This is a genomic window from Serratia sp. (in: enterobacteria) (assembly GCF_046715635.1).
Classification (GTDB): domain Bacteria; phylum Pseudomonadota; class Gammaproteobacteria; order Enterobacterales; family Enterobacteriaceae; genus Chania.
Genome location: NZ_JBKJYW010000144.1, coordinates 11,000 through 28,440, shown reverse-complemented (window position 1 = coordinate 28,440; position 17,441 = coordinate 11,000). Strand labels below are relative to the sequence as shown.

General features: G+C 56.4%; 1 protein-coding gene. It reads left to right on the top strand.

Annotation, left to right across the window (positions count from 1 at the left end):
- The coding region (locus ACLQ7H_RS07045; RefSeq protein ID WP_411752044.1) for an Ig-like domain-containing protein at positions 1-17,266 on the top strand (17,266 nt) is incomplete at its 5' end.
- Between the last annotated feature and the right edge of the window lie 175 nt (positions 17,267-17,441).

The window sequence follows — 17,441 nt, the reverse complement described above, 5'->3', positions numbered from 1 at the left end:
GCAGTTGGTGGTCACCATCAACGGTGCCACCTATAACGCCAGCGTGCTGCCCGACGGCACCTGGCTGACCAACGTGCCTGCGGCTGACGTCGCCAACTGGCCAGCGGGGGCGGTGAACATCACCGTTGCCGGCCAGAGCAGCGCCGGTAACACGGTAGCCATCGGCCATGTTCTGACGGTCGATCTGGCCAGCGTGGCGGTGTCCATCAATACCGTGGCCAGCGATAACGTGTTGAACGCCGCGGAGCAGGGCCAGGATCTGGTGCTGAGTGGCAGTACGCAGAACGTGGAAGCGGGCCAGACCGTCAAGGTCGCTTTTGGTGGCCATACGTATGACGCCAACGTGGATGCCAGCGGCAACTGGACGGTGACCGTCCCTGCGGCCAATATGGCCAATGTGAAAGACGGTGACACCGACGTGCAGGTGAGCGTGGTGAATCAGGCGGGCAACGGCGCCAGCGCGGCGCAGAATGTGCATGTCGATCTGACGGCACCGACGCTGACTATCGACACCGTCACCAGCGACAACGTGATCAACGCAGCGGAAGCCGGTGCCGATCTGACCATTACCGGGACCAGTAACGCTGAAGTGGGCCAGAACGTCACCCTGAACTTCAACGGTACTGCCTACACTGCGACGGTTGGCACCGACGGCACCTGGAGCGTCAACGTTCCGGCGGCCGACCTGTCAACGCTGGTCGACGGGACAATCAATGTCACCGCCAGCGTCAGCGATAAGGCGGGTAACCCGGCCAGCGCTGACAAGAGCGTATGGGTGGATCTGACTGCACCGGTCATTACCATCAACACCGTGGCAGGTGATGACATCATCAACAGTAGTGAACACGTGCAGGCACAAATCGTTAGTGGTACCAGCACTGGTGCGGCTACGGGCGATCTGGTGACCGTCTCTGTCAATGGTGAGGCGTATACCACCACCGTGGATGCCAGTGGCAACTGGAACGTGGGCATACCGGCGGGTATCATCAATGGGTTGGCGGACAACACCTACACTCTCACCGCTATCCTCACGGATAAAGCGGGCAACGTGGGTACCGGCACTCGCGACATCACGGTTAATACCGTGCCACCGACGCTGACCATCAATCAGATTGCCGGTGATGATGTGTTGAACGATGGAGAGAAAGCGACTCTGATGCCAATCACCGGTAGTTCTACCGGCCTGGCGGCGGATACGCTGGTGATGGTGAATTTAAACGGCGTCAATTACAGCGCTGTCGTGGATGCCAGTGGCAATTGGACGGTCAATGCGCCGGTTAATGATCTGCTGAACCTGACCAATGCGTATTATCAGGTCACCGCATCTGCCACGGACGCTAATGGCAACAGCAATAGCGAAACCCGTACTCTGACTGTCGATACCCTGTTACCCGCGGTGATCATCAACCCGGTTACCAGCGACGATATCCTGAATCTGGCGGAGATTGCGGTTGACCAGATCCTCAGCGGCCATGTCACCAACGCTCAACCGGGCGCAGAGGTGAAGGTCACTCTGGGCGGCAACATCTACACCACCTTGGTACAGTCCGATCTGAGCTGGAGCCTGAACGTTCCGTCTGCGGATATGATTGCCATGGGCGATGGCACTCTGACCGTAGCGGTCAGCGTGACCAATAACCTAGGCAATACCGGCACCAACGTACGTGACATCAGCATAGATGCAAACTCTCCGGGGCTGCGTATTGCTACTGTTGCGGGTGATGACATCATCAACGCCATCGAGCACAACCAGAACCTGATCGTTACCGGTACCAGCACGGGTCTTGCGCCTGGTAGCAGCGTGACGATGACGGTCAACGGCAAGGATTATGCTGCCACCATTCTGGCAGATGGCAGTTGGCAGGCACCGGTACAGGGTGCGGATGTTACCCTCTGGCCAGCAGGCCAGGTGGACATTGTGGTGAAAGGCAGCAGCACTACCGGTAACCTGGTCGAGATCGGCCATGTTGTTACCGTTGATCTGACTGACGTTGTGGTATCTATCCACACCGTAGCCAGTGATAACGTGCTGAATGCCGCCGAGAAGGGCCAAGAACTGGTTCTTAGCGGCAGCACCCAGAACGTGGAAGCGGGCCAGGTGGTGAAAGTGGACTTCGCCGGTCACACCTATAATGCCACCGTCGATACCAGCGGTAATTGGATGGTTTCCGTCCCTGTCGCCGATATGAACAACCTGAGAGATGGCAATACGAGCGTGCAGGTCAGCGTCACCAACGTGTCGGGTAACTCCGCCAAGGCGGCGCAGGAAGTTCATGTGGATATCACTGCACCGAGCCTGGCGATCGATCCGGTCACTAGCGACAACGTGATTAACGCCAGTGAGGCGGGCGAGACCCTGACCATTACCGGTAGCAGCAACGCCGAAACGGGCCAGAGCGTGACCGTCAACTTTAACGGCGACAATTACTCCACCACCGTCGGCACTGACGGCACCTGGAGCGTCAACGTTCCGGCGGCCGACCTGTCAACGCTGGTCGACGGGACAATCAATGTCACCGCCAGCGTCAGTGATAAAGCGGGCAACCTGACCGCTACCACCAAAGATGTTCAGGTGGATATGACTGCGCCAACGGTCAGCATCAGCACTATCTCCGGTGATGACATCATCAACCTGCTTGAGCATGGCCAGGCACAAATTGTTAAAGGCAGCAGCACCGGCGCGGTGGTGGGAGATGTCGTGACGGTAACCCTCGGTTCCGGATCTTACACCACCAGAGTAGACGCCAGTGGCAACTGGAGCATTGGCGTACCGGCGGACGTGATTGGTGCATTGACTGATGGCACGGTAAGCATTGCAGTCTCTATCACCGATGCGGCAGGTAACGTTGGGACCAGCAGCAAAAATATCGTGGTGGATACTGGCCTACCGAGCCTGAGCTTCAACCCGATGGCGATGGACAACATCCTCAACGCCATCGAGAAAGGCCAGTCTTTGGAAATCAGCGGTGGCAGCAGCAAGTTGAGCGATGGCAGTGCTGTCAGCATCAACCTGAACGGTGTTAACTACACCACCACCGTGGATGTCGGCGGTAACTGGAGCGTCAACGTTCCGGTGGCCGATCTGGCGAACCTGGGCGAAGCCAACTACCGCGTGACCGTTAGCGGTACCAGCGATATCGGTAACAGTGTCAGCAACACCGCCAACCTGTTGGTGGATACCAAGCTGCCATCTGTGATCTTTGATCCGGTGACTTTTGACGATGTCCTCAACCTGGCTGAAATCTCTTCCGGGCAGATTTTGAGCGGCAAAGTCAGCGGCGCAGCGGCAGGTGATACCGTCACCGTGGTATTAGGCGGCCAGGCTTACACCACCACGGTGCTGGCCGACTTGACCTGGGCAGTCCCTGTCTCCTCCAATGACTTGGCCGCGCTGGGCAATGGCGCGCTGAGCGTCACTGCCAGCGTGACCAACGATCACGGTAACACTGGCACCGGTAGCCGCGACTTTGTGGTCGACGCCAACCTGCCGGGCCTGCGTGTAGACACCGTGGCCGGTGATGACATCATCAACGCCATTGAGCATGGTCAGAGCGTGATGATCGGCGGTACCAGCACCGGCATGGTGCCGGGAGTGCAACTGGCCATCAGCGTCAACGGCCAGACCTACCATGCCAGCGTACTGGCGGACGGCACCTGGCTGACCAATGTACCTGCGGCTGATGTGGCCAATTGGCCAGCTGGCGCGGTGAATATTACCGTCGCGGGCAGCAGCGCCACTGGTAACCCGGTACAGATCGGTCACACCGTAACTGTCGATCTGGCAGCCGTTGCGGTTTCTATTGCTACCGTGGCGAGCGACAACGTGCTGAGCATCGTCGAACATTACCAGCCGGTGATCCTAAACGGCAGCACCCAGAACGTGGAAGCGGGCCAGGTGGTGAAAGTCTCCTTCGCAGGCCACAGCTACGACGCGGTTGTCGGCAGCGATGGCAAGTGGACGGTAACGGTGCCGGCTGTGGATATGAAGGGGTTGGCTGACGGCGAGACCCAGGTTCAGGTGAGCGTGGTGAATCAGGCGGGCAACAGCGTCAGCGCGGCGCAGAACGTCCATGTCGATCTGACGGCACCAACCCTGACCCTTGATCCGGTCACCAGCGACAACGTGATTAACGCCGCCGAAGCGGGCGCAACCCTGACTGTCAGCGGTAGCAGCAATGCCGAAGTGGGCCAGAGCGTGACCGTCAACTTTAACGGTGCCAACTACACCACCAACGTCGACACCGACGGTAGGTGGAGCGTGGAAGTAGCGCCAGGTGTCCTGACCGACGGTAACATTACCGTCAGCGCCAGCGTCAGCGATAAAGCAGGTAACCCGATCAGCACCAGCAAGGATGTTCTGGTGGATCTGACCGTGCCAACCGTGTCCATCCACACCATCGCCAGTGATGACATCATCAACCTGACCGAACATGGTCAGGCACAGATCGTCAGCGGCAGCAGCACCGGTGCGGCGGTGGGCGATAAGGTCACCGTTTCCATCGGTGGCAATAGCTACACCACCGTGCTGGACGCCAGCGGTAACTGGAGCATAGGCGTACCGGCTAGCGTCATTGGTACCCTGACCGACGGTACGGTGGCCATCAATGTCACCATCACCGATGCGGCGGGTAACGTCGGCAGCGGCAATAAAAACATTACGGTCGATACCGGCCTACCAAGCGTGAGCTTCAATCCGATCGCGGTGGACAACGTCCTCAACGCCGTCGAGAAGGGCCAGCCGCTGATCCTCAGCGGCAGCAGCAGCCAGTTGGCTAACGGCAGCATCCTGACTGTAGAGCTGAACGGCGTCAGCTACCTCACTGGCGTGGATGCCAGCGGAAACTGGAGCGTCAACGTTTCGGTGGCTGACCTCGCGAAACTGGGTGAAGCCAACTACAGCATCACCGCCAGCGGCACAAGTGCAGTGGGCAACAGTGTGAGCAACACGGCCAACCTGTTAGTGGACACTGTCCGGCCAGTTGTCAACATCGAGCCGCTGACCAGCGACGACGTGCTGAACATCGCCGAAGTCAATGCAGGCCAGACTCTGAACGGTACGGTGACCGGTTCTGCTGCGGGCGATACCATCACTGTTGTCCTGGGCGGCCAAACTTACACCACCAGCGTACAGGGTGACCTGACTTGGAGCATACCGCTGACCTCGGCTGACCTGACCGCGCTGGGTAACGGTGCGATTACGGTGAGCGCCAGTGTGACCAACGATCACGGTAACACCGGCACCGGTAGCCGCGACTTTGTGGTAGACGCTAACCTGCCTGGTCTGCGTGTGGGTATCGTGGCCGGTGATGACATCGTCAATGCCATCGAGCACAGCGAAAGTGTCATCATCAACGGTACCAGCAGCGGTATGACACCGGGCGCAGCCTTGGTGGTGACCGTCAATGGCAAGACCTACAACGCCAGCGTACTGGCAGACGGTAGTTGGCTGACCAATGTGTCTGCGGCTGATGTCAGCAGTTGGCCTGCAGGCCAGATGAATGTCACCGTGGCAGGCAGCAGCGCCATCGGCAACCCGGTCTCCAGCACTCGTGTGGTGAACGTAGACCTTAGCAGCGTGGCGATCGCCATCAATACGGTGGCTGGCGATAATGTCCTGAATGCTGCTGAGCACAACCAGGCTCTCACCTTGAGTGGCAGTACCCTGAACGTTGAAGCGGGCCAGATGGTCAAGATTGTGTTTGACAGCCACAGCTATAACGCCATCGTGGGTAACGATGGTAAGTGGGCGGTGACAGTTCCAGCGGCTGATATGAAGACCATGACCGACGGTGAGACGAACGTGCAGGTCAGCGTGGTCAATAGGACCGGCAACGGTGCCAGTGCGGGCCAGAAGGTCCTGGTGGATATCACCGCGCCGACCATGACCATTGACGCAATCACCAACGATAACGTCATCAACCAGGCAGAAGCGGGGGCAGATCTGGTTATTACAGGCCACAGCAACGCGCAAGCGGGCCAGTCCCTGACCTTGAACCTTAACGGGATTAACTACAGCACCACCGTGGGGGCGGATGGCAGTTGGAACGTAACGGTTCCGGCTGGCGACCTGAGCGGTTTGCCCAATGGTACCCAGAACGTCAGCGTTAGCGTGAGCGACAAGGCGGGTAACCCGATCCGGGTTGATCACAACGTGTTGGTTGATCTGGTAGCCCCGACGGTGACTATCAACCGGGTAGCCGGTGATGATGTCATCAACCTGAGCGAACATGGGCAGGCGCAGATCGTCAGCGGCAGCAGCACCGGCGGGGCGGCAGGCGATAAAGTGATTGTCACCCTTGACGGTAGCAGCTATCTGACTGTGCTGGATGCGAGCGGTAACTGGAGTGTCGGTGTTCCGGCCAGCGTCATTAGCGGCCTGGCTGACGGCACGGCGACCGTAACAGCCACCGTCACTGACCGCGCAGGTAACGTGGGATCTGTCATCAAGGATGTGAGAGTGGATACCGGCCTGCCGAGCCTTGGCTTCAATGCCATCTCGGTGGATAACGTCCTCAACGCCGTCGAGAAAGGGCAGTCGCTGGCTATTAGTGGCACCAGCAGTGACCTGGCTGACGGCAGTACCGTGACTGTTAATCTGAATGGCAAGAACTATCTCACCACCGTAGATGCCAGTGGTAACTGGAGTGTCAGCGTACCGGCGATGGACTTGTCCAGAATGGCGGACGCCAACTACAGCGTGACGGTGAGTGGTACCAGCGCAGTGGGCAACAGTGTCAGCAACACCGCTGACCTGCTGGTTGACAGCAAACTGCCGTCGGTGAATATCGATCCGGTGACCAGTGACGACGTGCTGAACATCGCCGAAGTGGGCGCAGGCCAGACCCTGAGCGGCACGGTCAGTGGCGCGACGGCGGGCGATACTGTCACTCTGTTTTTGGGCGGCAAGTCTTATACTGCCATCGTGCAGCCCGATCTGACCTGGGCCATTCCGGTAACCTCGGGCGACCTGACCGCGCTGGGTAACGGGGCCATTACGGTGAGCGCCAGCGTGACCAACACGCACGGCAATACCGGAGTTGGTAGCCGCGACTTTGTGGTTGATGCCAGCCTGCCGGGCCTGCGTGTAGGTACCGTGGCCGGGGATGACATCGTCAACGCTATCGAACACGGTCAGAGCCTGAATATCAACGGTACCAGCAGCGGTATGACACCGGGCGCAGCCTTGGTGGTGACCGTCAACGGCCAGACCTACAACGCCAGCGTACTGGCAGACGGTAGTTGGCTGACCAATGTGTCTGCGGCTGATGTCAGCAGTTGGCCTGCAGGCCAGATGAATGTCACCGTGGCAGGCAGCAGCGCCATCGGCAATCCGGTCTCCAGCACCCGCGTAGTGACGATCGACCTGAGCGACGTGGCGGTGTCCATAAACACCATCGCGGGCGATAACGTGCTCAATGTCGCGGAACACAACCAAGCGCTGATGTTAAGTGGCAGCACCCAGAACGTGGAAGCGGGCAAAGTGGTGAACGTGGTGTTCGCTGACCATAGCTATAGCGCCATCGTGGGTAACGACGGCACCTGGAGAGTCACGGTACCGGCCGCCGACATGAAGACCATGACCGACGGCGAGGCCCGCGTGCAGGTGAGCGTCACTAACGCAGCGGGTAACTCCGCCAGCGCGGCGCAGGACGTATATGTGGATCTGAGTGTCCCGGCGTTGACCATTGATAACGTCACCAGCGACAACGTGCTGAATAAGGCAGAAGTGGGCAGCGATCTGCTGCTGAGCGGTACCAGTACGGCGGAAGTAGGCCAGATGGTCACCGTGACCTTCGACGGTAATGACTATCTGGCGGAGGTGCAGGCCAACGGTAGTTGGAGCCTGAACGTACCGGCCGCCGATCTGACGAGCCTGCGGAATGGCAACGTCACCGTCAGTGCCTCGGCCAGTGACAAAGCGGGCAATATCAGCAGCGTCAGTCGTGACGTTCTGGTGGATATCACCGTGCCTACAGTGATCATCAACACCGTGGCCGGTGATGACATCATCAATGCCACCGAACAAGGCGTGGCGCAGACTGTCAGTGGTAGCAGCAGTGGTGCGGCAGCCGGTGACAAGGTTACCCTGATGATCGACGGGCACTCCTACATGACCGTGCTTGATGCGTCCGGCAACTGGAGCGTGGGCGTGCCAGCCAGCGTGGTGAGTGGACTGAGCAGCAATACTTACCGTATCGATGTCAGCATCACTGATGCGGCGGGCAACACCGGTAGCGCCAACCGTAATGTGGAGGTCAACACCACTGCGCCACAGCTGAGCATTAATACTCTGGCGCAGGACGACGTGATCAACGCGGTGGAGAAAGGTAGCGACCTGTTGCTGAGCGGCGCCAGTAACCTGGCTAATGGTACCTCCATCACCGTCAGTTTGAACGGTAAGAGTTACACCACCACAGTCAACGGTGGTCAGTGGAACCTGACGGTGCCGGCCATCGACGTGGCGAAGCTGGGTGAAGCCAGCTACACCGTGACGGCCAAGGCTACGGACGGGGTAGGCAACAGCGTCAGCGTTGATCATCTGGTGTTGGTTGACAGCGCCATTCCGGTGGTGCTGATTAACCCGGTGACCAGCGATGACGTGCTGAATGCGACCGAAATTGCCAGTGGTCAGACGCTGAGCGGCCGTGTGGCCGGTGCGGTGGCGGGCGATACTGTTACCGTGATGTTGGGCGGCGAAGCCTATATCACCCAGGTGAACGGCGATCTGAGCTGGAGCGTGAACGTTCTGGCAGCGGATCTGACCGCTCTGGGCAACGGCGGCCTGACTGTCAGTGCTTCCGTGACCAACGGCCACGGTAACATTGGGTATGGTAGCCGGGATATCCAGGTGGATGCGAATCTGCCAGGGCTGCGTATCGCTACCGTGGCTGGTGATGACATCATCAACGCTATCGAACACGGTCAGAATCTGATCGTTAGCGGTACCAGCAGCGGTTTGGAAATGGGCAGCGCTGTTCAGGTCATCCTTAACGCTACCGAGTATACGGCGATCACCAACGCCGATGGCAGTTGGAGCGTAGCGATTCCGGCGGCTGACGTGGCGGCACTGCATGCCGGAGGGGGGATCATCACCGCCAGCGGCATCAGTTCGGCGGGTAACCCGGTGGGGATCCAACACGGTATTACGGTCGATATGAACGCTGTAGCGGTGTCCATCAACGCTGTAACGGGTGACAACGTGCTGAATGCACAGGAAAAAGGCAGTGAACTGCTGCTGAGCGGTCGTAGCCAGAACGTGGAGGCGGGCCAGACGGTGAACGTGCAGTTCGCTGGTAGTGGCTATACCGCGATGGTGCAGACTAATGGCAGTTGGAGCGTGACAGTACCGTCTGCGGACCTGCGTACCCTGACCGACGGCGACGTGCAGGTGCAGGTGAGTGTGGTGAACGCGGCTGGTAACGGCGCGAGCGCATCGCAGGGCGTGCATGTGGATCTGAGCGCCCCGGCGCTGACTATCGATAACGTTACCAACGACAACGTGCTGAATGCGGCAGAGGTGGGTAGCGATCTGTTGCTGAGCGGTACCAGCACCGCTCAAGCGGGCCAGACGGTTACTGTGATGCTCAATGGCATCAGTTATGAGGCGGTTGTAGAGGGTAGCGGCCGTTGGAGCACGACCGTTCCTGCCTTTGATATTGCCCGTCTGGCACAGGGTAATATCACCGTCAGTGCCAGCGTTAACGATCAGGCTGGTAATCACACCCAAGTTTCGCGTGATGTGCTGGTTGATACTCTGTCACCTGGTGTCACCATTGCGGCCATTGCCTTTGACAACATCATCAATGCGACCGAGCACGGTGTGGCGCAGATTGTTAGTGGCGGCAGTACCAGAACCGTATTGGGCGATAAAGTCTCTGTGGTGATAGATGGCAGGACTTATGTCACCCTGGTGGATGCCAGTGGTAACTGGAGTGTAGGGGTACCGGCGGAGGTCATCAACGACCTGGCTGATAACACTTATACCGTTACTGCGACCATCACCGACAGTGCCGGCAACGTGGGCAGTGCGTCACATCAGGTAGTGGTTAATACACAACTACCAGTGTTGACGATAAATACTCTGGCTCAGGATGACGTGATCAACTCCGTTGAGAAAGGCCAGCCGCTGACCATTAGCGGTACCAGTACACAGATTGATGGGGCAATGGTCAGCGTTACTCTGAATGGGGTCAGCTATCAGGCTGTGGTCACAGGAGGGGGCTGGAGCTTGAACGTCCCTGTCTCTGACGTGGCGAAACTGGGTGAGGCTGTTTACACGCTGACGGCAAGCGCGACGGATACCAACGGCAACCGCGGCAGCGTGGTTCACAATCTGTTGGTGGATAGCGTAGATCCGTCAGTGGTGATTAATACCGTTACCAGCGACAACGTACTGAATGCTCAGGAGGTGGCAATAGCACAAGCCATATCTGGCAAGGTCGTTGGCGCTGCTGCCGGGGATATCGTCATAATAACGGTGGGGAGCAATACCTACTCGGCACAGGTTCAAAGCGATCTGAGCTGGAGCATTAACCTGTCGTCCAACGATTTGTTACTGCTTGGCAATGGTAGCCAAACTATCACCGCCAGCGTCACTAACGCGCACGGTAACGTAGGCCTCAGCAGCCACAGCTTCGTGATCGATGCCAACCTGCCAGGACTGCGCGTCAATACAGTGTCAGGTGACGATGTGATTAACTCACTGGAGCACAGCAAATCCTTGGTGGTGACGGGAACCAGCGAAGGTTTCAAGCTGGGTGATACCATCAATATCGTTATTAATGGTGTGACTTATCAGGCCGCTATCGCTCAGGCTGGCAATTGGTTGGTCTCGATACCGGGGGCAGATGTACAGAACTTCCCTGCGGGAGAGCTGAGAGTGAAAGCCGAGGGGACCAATGCTATTGGTAACCAGGTTTCCAATACCCATCTGGTGACGGTAGATCTCGACAGTGTAGCCGTCAGCATCAACACGGTGGCAACTGACGATATCATCAATAAAGTCGAAAAAGGGCAGTCTCTGACGCTGACCGGTGAAGTGGCCGGTGTGGAAGTTGGGCAAACTGTGACGTTGAACTTTGGCGGGCAAACGTTCGTAACTACCGTACTGAGCGGTAACACCTGGAGTTATACGGTTCCTGCTTCCGTGATGTTGGCTGTAAGCGAAGGTAATCTTGCTATCGCGGCCAGCGTAACCAATCAGGCGGGCAATTCCTCAAGTTCGTCCCATGCGGTCATTGTTGACAGCATGCCACCGATCCTCAGTATCAATGCCCTGTCTACCGACGGCCGGCTCAATGCGCTTGAGCACGGTCAACCACTGACAATTGCGGGTAACAGTAATGGGTTGGAAAGTGGGCGGACGGTGACGGTAACATTAAACGGGAACACTTACACCGCCACTGTGGGTAACGACGGTAGCTGGACGCTGATTGTGCCTGATTTGGATGTGATGGACTTGCCTGAGGGTCCATTGACCGTAACGGTAGCTTCCTCGGATCTTGCGGGTAACCCGGTTTCTGTTCAAAGCAACCTGCTGGTTGATACCCAGTTGCCGACGGTGACTATCAACAATATCACCGCAGATAACATAATCAACGCGGCTGAACATGGTCAGGCGCAGGTCATCACCGGCACCAGTGACGCTGTGGGACAGGTGATTTCAATCACCATTGGCGGTGAAACCTACACTACTGAGGTCCGTATAGATAAGACCTGGGTTATCGGGGTGCCTTCCCTAGTGATCAACAATCTGGCTGAAGGAATCAACACTGTCCATGCATCAGTCAGTGACCAAGCAGGCAATGCTATTGCTCTGGACCACCAGTTCGAGGTTGCGTCAGGCTTGCCTAGCCTGATCATTGATACAGTAGCAACGGATAACATCATCAATAGTCTGGAGCAAGGGTTGCCACTCACCATAAGTGGTACGGCCAGCAGCAGCCTGTTCGGGCAGACGGTGGAGGTGAGGCTCAATGATCAATCTTACACCACCGAAATCGGCAATACCGGCATCTGGAGCGTTATTGTCCCGGTAGACAAACTGGCCGAACTGAGTGACGGCAGATACCAGATCACGGCCAGTGCCATCGATAATGCACTGAACAGTGCAAATAGTGCCAAACAGATTGTGGTAGACACCCTGCCGCCAACGCTGACGGTGAATACCATCGCGGCTGATGACATCATTAACGCCCAGGAACAAGGCGCCGCAGTGGTGTTGTCCGGCACCTACGGTAACGTAGAAAGCGGCCAGACGATTGTGGTCGACTTGAACGGGGAACAATACCAGGTTACTACCAATGCTACCGGGGGAGTCTGGAGCATTACCGTCCCGGTGGAGGATGTAAGTGTTTTGGCCGATGGCAGCCACAATATGATCGTCAGCCTGAGTGACGTAGCGAATAATACCGTAGCCGTCACCCACCCACTGATTGTTGATACCCTCGGTCCAGTGGTGGTGATCGCTGGGATTACCGGTGATGACATTATCACTTCGGATGAGCAGGACACTGGCATCAGTATTACAGGGACAACCACGGCAGAGGCTGGTCAGATGTTGACCGTGACCTTCAATGATCGTAACTATGTCACCACGGTGAATGCAAACAGCACCTGGTCGGTTGATGTTCCAGCCTCACACTTCAGTGGGGTCATTGACGGCAACTATAGCGTGTCAGTTGCGGTCAACGATGTAGCGGGCAACACCGGTTCCGCGTCGAAAGAAGTGGCTATCTTCTCTCAGCCACCGGCGATCGGTATTGATGTTTTTGCCGGTGACGATAGGGTGAATATCAATGAACACGGGTTGTTGCACTACATTACCGGTACCAGTGACGCCCTTGGCCAAACGGTCACGGTCAGTTTGAACGGCCATGAATACACCGGGCAGGTAAGCGAACTGGGTGTATGGTCAGTGACGGTTGGCTCTGCCGATATGTTGTCGCTGAGTGAAGGGACTGCGGTGATTTCGGCGCAAACCACCAACACTTTGGGCAATAGTGCCAGTACCACCCGCAGCATTGAGGTTGACCTGACGGCACCGGTTGCTACGGTGAGTATTGATACCATTACCACTGATACCGGTCTGAGCAGCACGGACTTTGTGACTGCGGATAACACCTTTACGCTGTCCGGTCACATCACGGGTGCGCTGGGTGCGGGTGAAACGGCACAGATCAGTCTGGATGGGGGGAGTACCTGGCAGGGGTTGGTATTGATCAACGACCAGTGGTCGTTGGCAAACCAGACGGCTCTGGCTGACGGTAGCTACAGCTACTATGTACGAGTGGTCGATCTGGCGGGCAATACCGGAGTGATCACACAGCAAACCGTGGTGGTGGATACCGTTGTTCCGGAACAGGCGATCACCATTGCCAGCTATACCGACAATGTGGGTCTGTATCAGGGGAACTTCACCAGCGGTACCTCAACTGACGATACATCACCGGTAATTAACGGCACGTTGGGCAGTGCGATCCCTGAGAGCTCAGTTGTACGTATCTACAGTGGAGCAACGCTGTTAGGCACGGCGACGGTGAGTGATACCACATGGTCGTTCGATCTCCACGACCTGGTGGACGGCAGATACAACCTGACGGCAGTAATTACCGATCTGGCGGGGAATGAAGGCGCACCATCTTCAACCTTCAGCCTGACGGTGGATACGATTGCTCCAGCGCAAACCGCGACCATTAATAGCTTTACCGATGACGTTGGCACTCTACAGGAGACTTACCTTAACGGCGCGGCAACCGATGATACACGTCCATTGCTTAACGGTTCCCTCAGCGGCGCAATTTTGCCGACGGATACCGTGCGCATCTATCAGGATGACGTGTTTATCGGTAATGCGGTGGTCTCGGGCAGCAACTGGACCTTCCTGGTTCCAACCGCCCTGAGCGACGCAACCACCTATAAATACACCGCGATAGTGACCGATGTGGCAGGTAATCTGGCCACGCCTTCGGCCGAGTTTTCCATTAGTGTTGACACCACGCCGCCGGATCAGACGGCAACCATCGTCAGTTACTACGATGATGTGATTGAACAGGTAGGGGAGTACGGCAATAACAGCTATACCAACGATGTCGCACCACTGTTGAAGGGTACGCTGAGTGCGGCTCTGAGAGAGGGGGAAATGCTGCGCATTTACCAGAATGGGGTTCTGGTGGGTAACGCTACCGTTGAGAGCGATCTCAGTTGGACGCTGCAACTGTCCGGTCTGGCGGATAACACTTACACCTACACGGCGGTAGTCTCAGATGCTGTGGGTAACGAGGGCTCGAGATCCTCCGGTTTCGCGATGACCATCGATACCATTGCGCCAAGTCAAGGGACGGTGACGGTAAACACGCTGTTGACCGCCGATACCACCCCGACCATTACCGGTACGGTGTTCGGAATGGCGGACGGTAACCGTCTGCAGGTGAAGGTGAACGGCACTGTTTATACCTATGGTGTGGATGCCGAGCTGGCCATTGTTGGGACAGTCTGGTCGTTGAAGATCTCAGATAGTATGGCGATGAACGTTGACTCGGCACTGGATGCTGTCTACAACGTTGAAGCGCGCATTGCTGACCAGGCTGGGAACTACTTTACCGATAATACCAGCGGTGAACTGACGGTATATCGTGACACGGCGATTATCCGTTCGCCGAGCTTCGACTATATGGCGGAAACCCAACCAGCGTTCATCATCCGTGGCCAGCCGGGAACGGGTGAGGTCTTGGTGGTTACCATTAAAGACAGCCTCGGCAACGTTGTGAAGGTGTTCAACAGTAATGATGGTTCCATGACCCAGACTGAAGGCGGCAACTGGTTGGTTAACTCGTCTGGTTGGGGAACTTCTGTGCTGGCATCGGGGAGTTACAGTGTTTCGTCGGCGGTTACCATTGCAGATGGGAGCGGTGGGCAATATTCCACCGTACAAGACTTCACGGTGATTGAACCTGTCAGCAAGATAAACGCGGCTAATGACAATGACGATAGTTCATCGCGCGTTTATGCGACAGCAGACGGTGGTTACTGGATGTTCTGGGCCACGGGAACTACTGCAACAGGTAACATCTATAACCTGCAAGCCCAGCGGTATTCACAAGGCGGTGAGGCCGTGGGGGCGGTGGTGGTGATCGCGTCTGGGACGGGGCAGGCAAACATCAATAACCTGCAGTATATCCGTTTGTATGACGTATATATGAAAGTAGATGGTTCGTTCAGCGTGTTCTACTCGGCAGACAACAACGCGACGGCACCTTATCTGCAGAATTATGACGCCAGCGGTGTTGCAGTAGGGGCACGAGTTACGCTCAGTAATAGCCAGACTTATGAGTTGACGCCGACTTATGTAAACATGGCCGATGGCAGTTATGTGCTGTTGTACTCGTCCGGTACGACTTATAACTATAACGTTTACTCCATTCGTTATAACTCAGCCGGGGCCGCGTTGGACGCTGCTTCGGTAGCGCTTACTACCGGAAGCAGCCTGAACAATGGTTTCTCCTATAATCTGGCGGCTAACCAAGGGACGCCGACCGGTGGGACTCTAGCCGCCACCACCCAAGGGATGTCTGGTGTGGATGTGGGTGATGGCAAGTACGCCATGGTTTATATGAGCAGCAAGCCAGGCTCGACCAAAACCGATCTCTATATGAAGACCTTCGATTTTGCTACCGGTAAAGAAATTGCTGGCAGTGAAATACGGGTTAACACCCAGACCACAGGCTACCAGATCGGTTCCAATACGGTCGCGCTGAAAAGCGGTGGTTTTATTACTGTTTGGGCTTCCAATGCCGCCTCGGCGACAGGCACTGCCGCCGGGACCATGGATGGCTTTGATGTGTATGCCCGTCGTTTCACTTGGGATGCCACACTGCAAAAAATGGTGGCGATCGACAGTGGCGATGTGTTGGTTAACACCACTACCAACGGGGTCAATGGTGTGGCATTCGACCGAATGAGCGTCAACATGAGCGTGGCTGCTTTGCAGCAGGGCGGTTACGTGGTGGTGTGGAGTAAGTTTACCGCAAACAACAAGGCCGAGGTTTACGCCCAGTCCTTTGATGCTGCAGGTAACAAACTCGGTGGGGAAACGCTGATCTCCACCAACAGCGCCAACCTCGACACGCAGCCTTCGGTGACGGCCCTGGTCGACGGCGGTTACGTGGTCTCCTGGGACCATATGACCACCGCCGGAATCTACTGGGGGACGGAGGAAAATGATGTCTATAGCATCATCGTCAACGCCGACGGGACTATTCGCGGTAAAGGCGACAACACCGCTTATGCCACCACCGCCAGCTATCTGGATGGAACATCCGGCACGCTGAACGGCGATGCGGCGGTGAACACGCTGGATGGTCGCCATGGTGCTATGACCATGAGTGCGGGGGCCGGTAATGACTACATTCTGGTTGGTAACACTGGCTTTACCTCTATCGACGGTGGCAGTGGTTTCGATACGCTGGTTTGGGACTCCGCCGCTAATCTGAACTTCAGCGAGATCAGCAACAAGGTTACAGGCATTGAGGCCATCCACTTGGGTGACCAATACGCCAACACTTTGACGCTGTCTCTGGCAGATGTGCTTGCCGTATCCGACACCACCGATGTGCTGGTGGTGCAGGGAGGGACGACGGATACGGTCACGCTAACGGATAGTGGCTGGAGCGTGGTGGGTAATCAGATCTGGCGTGGTGATACTTATCAGGTGCTGGAAAACCTGAATGACAGTAACGCCTCGTTGTGGGTTCAACAGGGTATCAATGTCAGCAAAGGGGCAGTTGTGCAGGGAATTAGCCTTGACCTGTTGCTGCAAGGCAGCACCGATACTGATGTTATTACCATGGATCCGGCATACGAAACCTTGAACATTGGTAACGGTGGGCATGACACCCTGTTGTACAAACTGCTTAACAGCGAAAGTGCCACTGGGGGCAATATAGAAACCAGGGTCAACGGTTTCACCGTCGGCAGTTTCGACAATACCCAGGACACCGATCGTATCGATATCAGTGAGTTGTTACAGGGCAGTGGTTACACCGGCACCGCCTCGGCAAGTTATACCAATGGCGTCGCCACACTGGATGATAGTGCTGGAAACATCGGTGATTACATCACCGTGGTGACCAACGGCAGTGACACCGTACTGCAAATTGATCGCGATGGCAGTGGAAGCAGTTATGCGGCTACCACCGTGGTAACGCTGAGTGGTGTACAAACCGATCTGGCAACCTTGTTGGCTAACCATCAATTGACCGTGATTTAAAATAATATGGGCGCAGGCAACTGCGCCCATTACCTTTACAAACAATGAGTTCAGGACGATTTCTTTTATCGATCAGCCATTTTAAAATTGTTCAGTGGAAAAATATAAATAAGATTTTTTTTGGCGATTATTTTGATTTTAATGGAAATTATCCCTAAATAGGATTTTTATCATT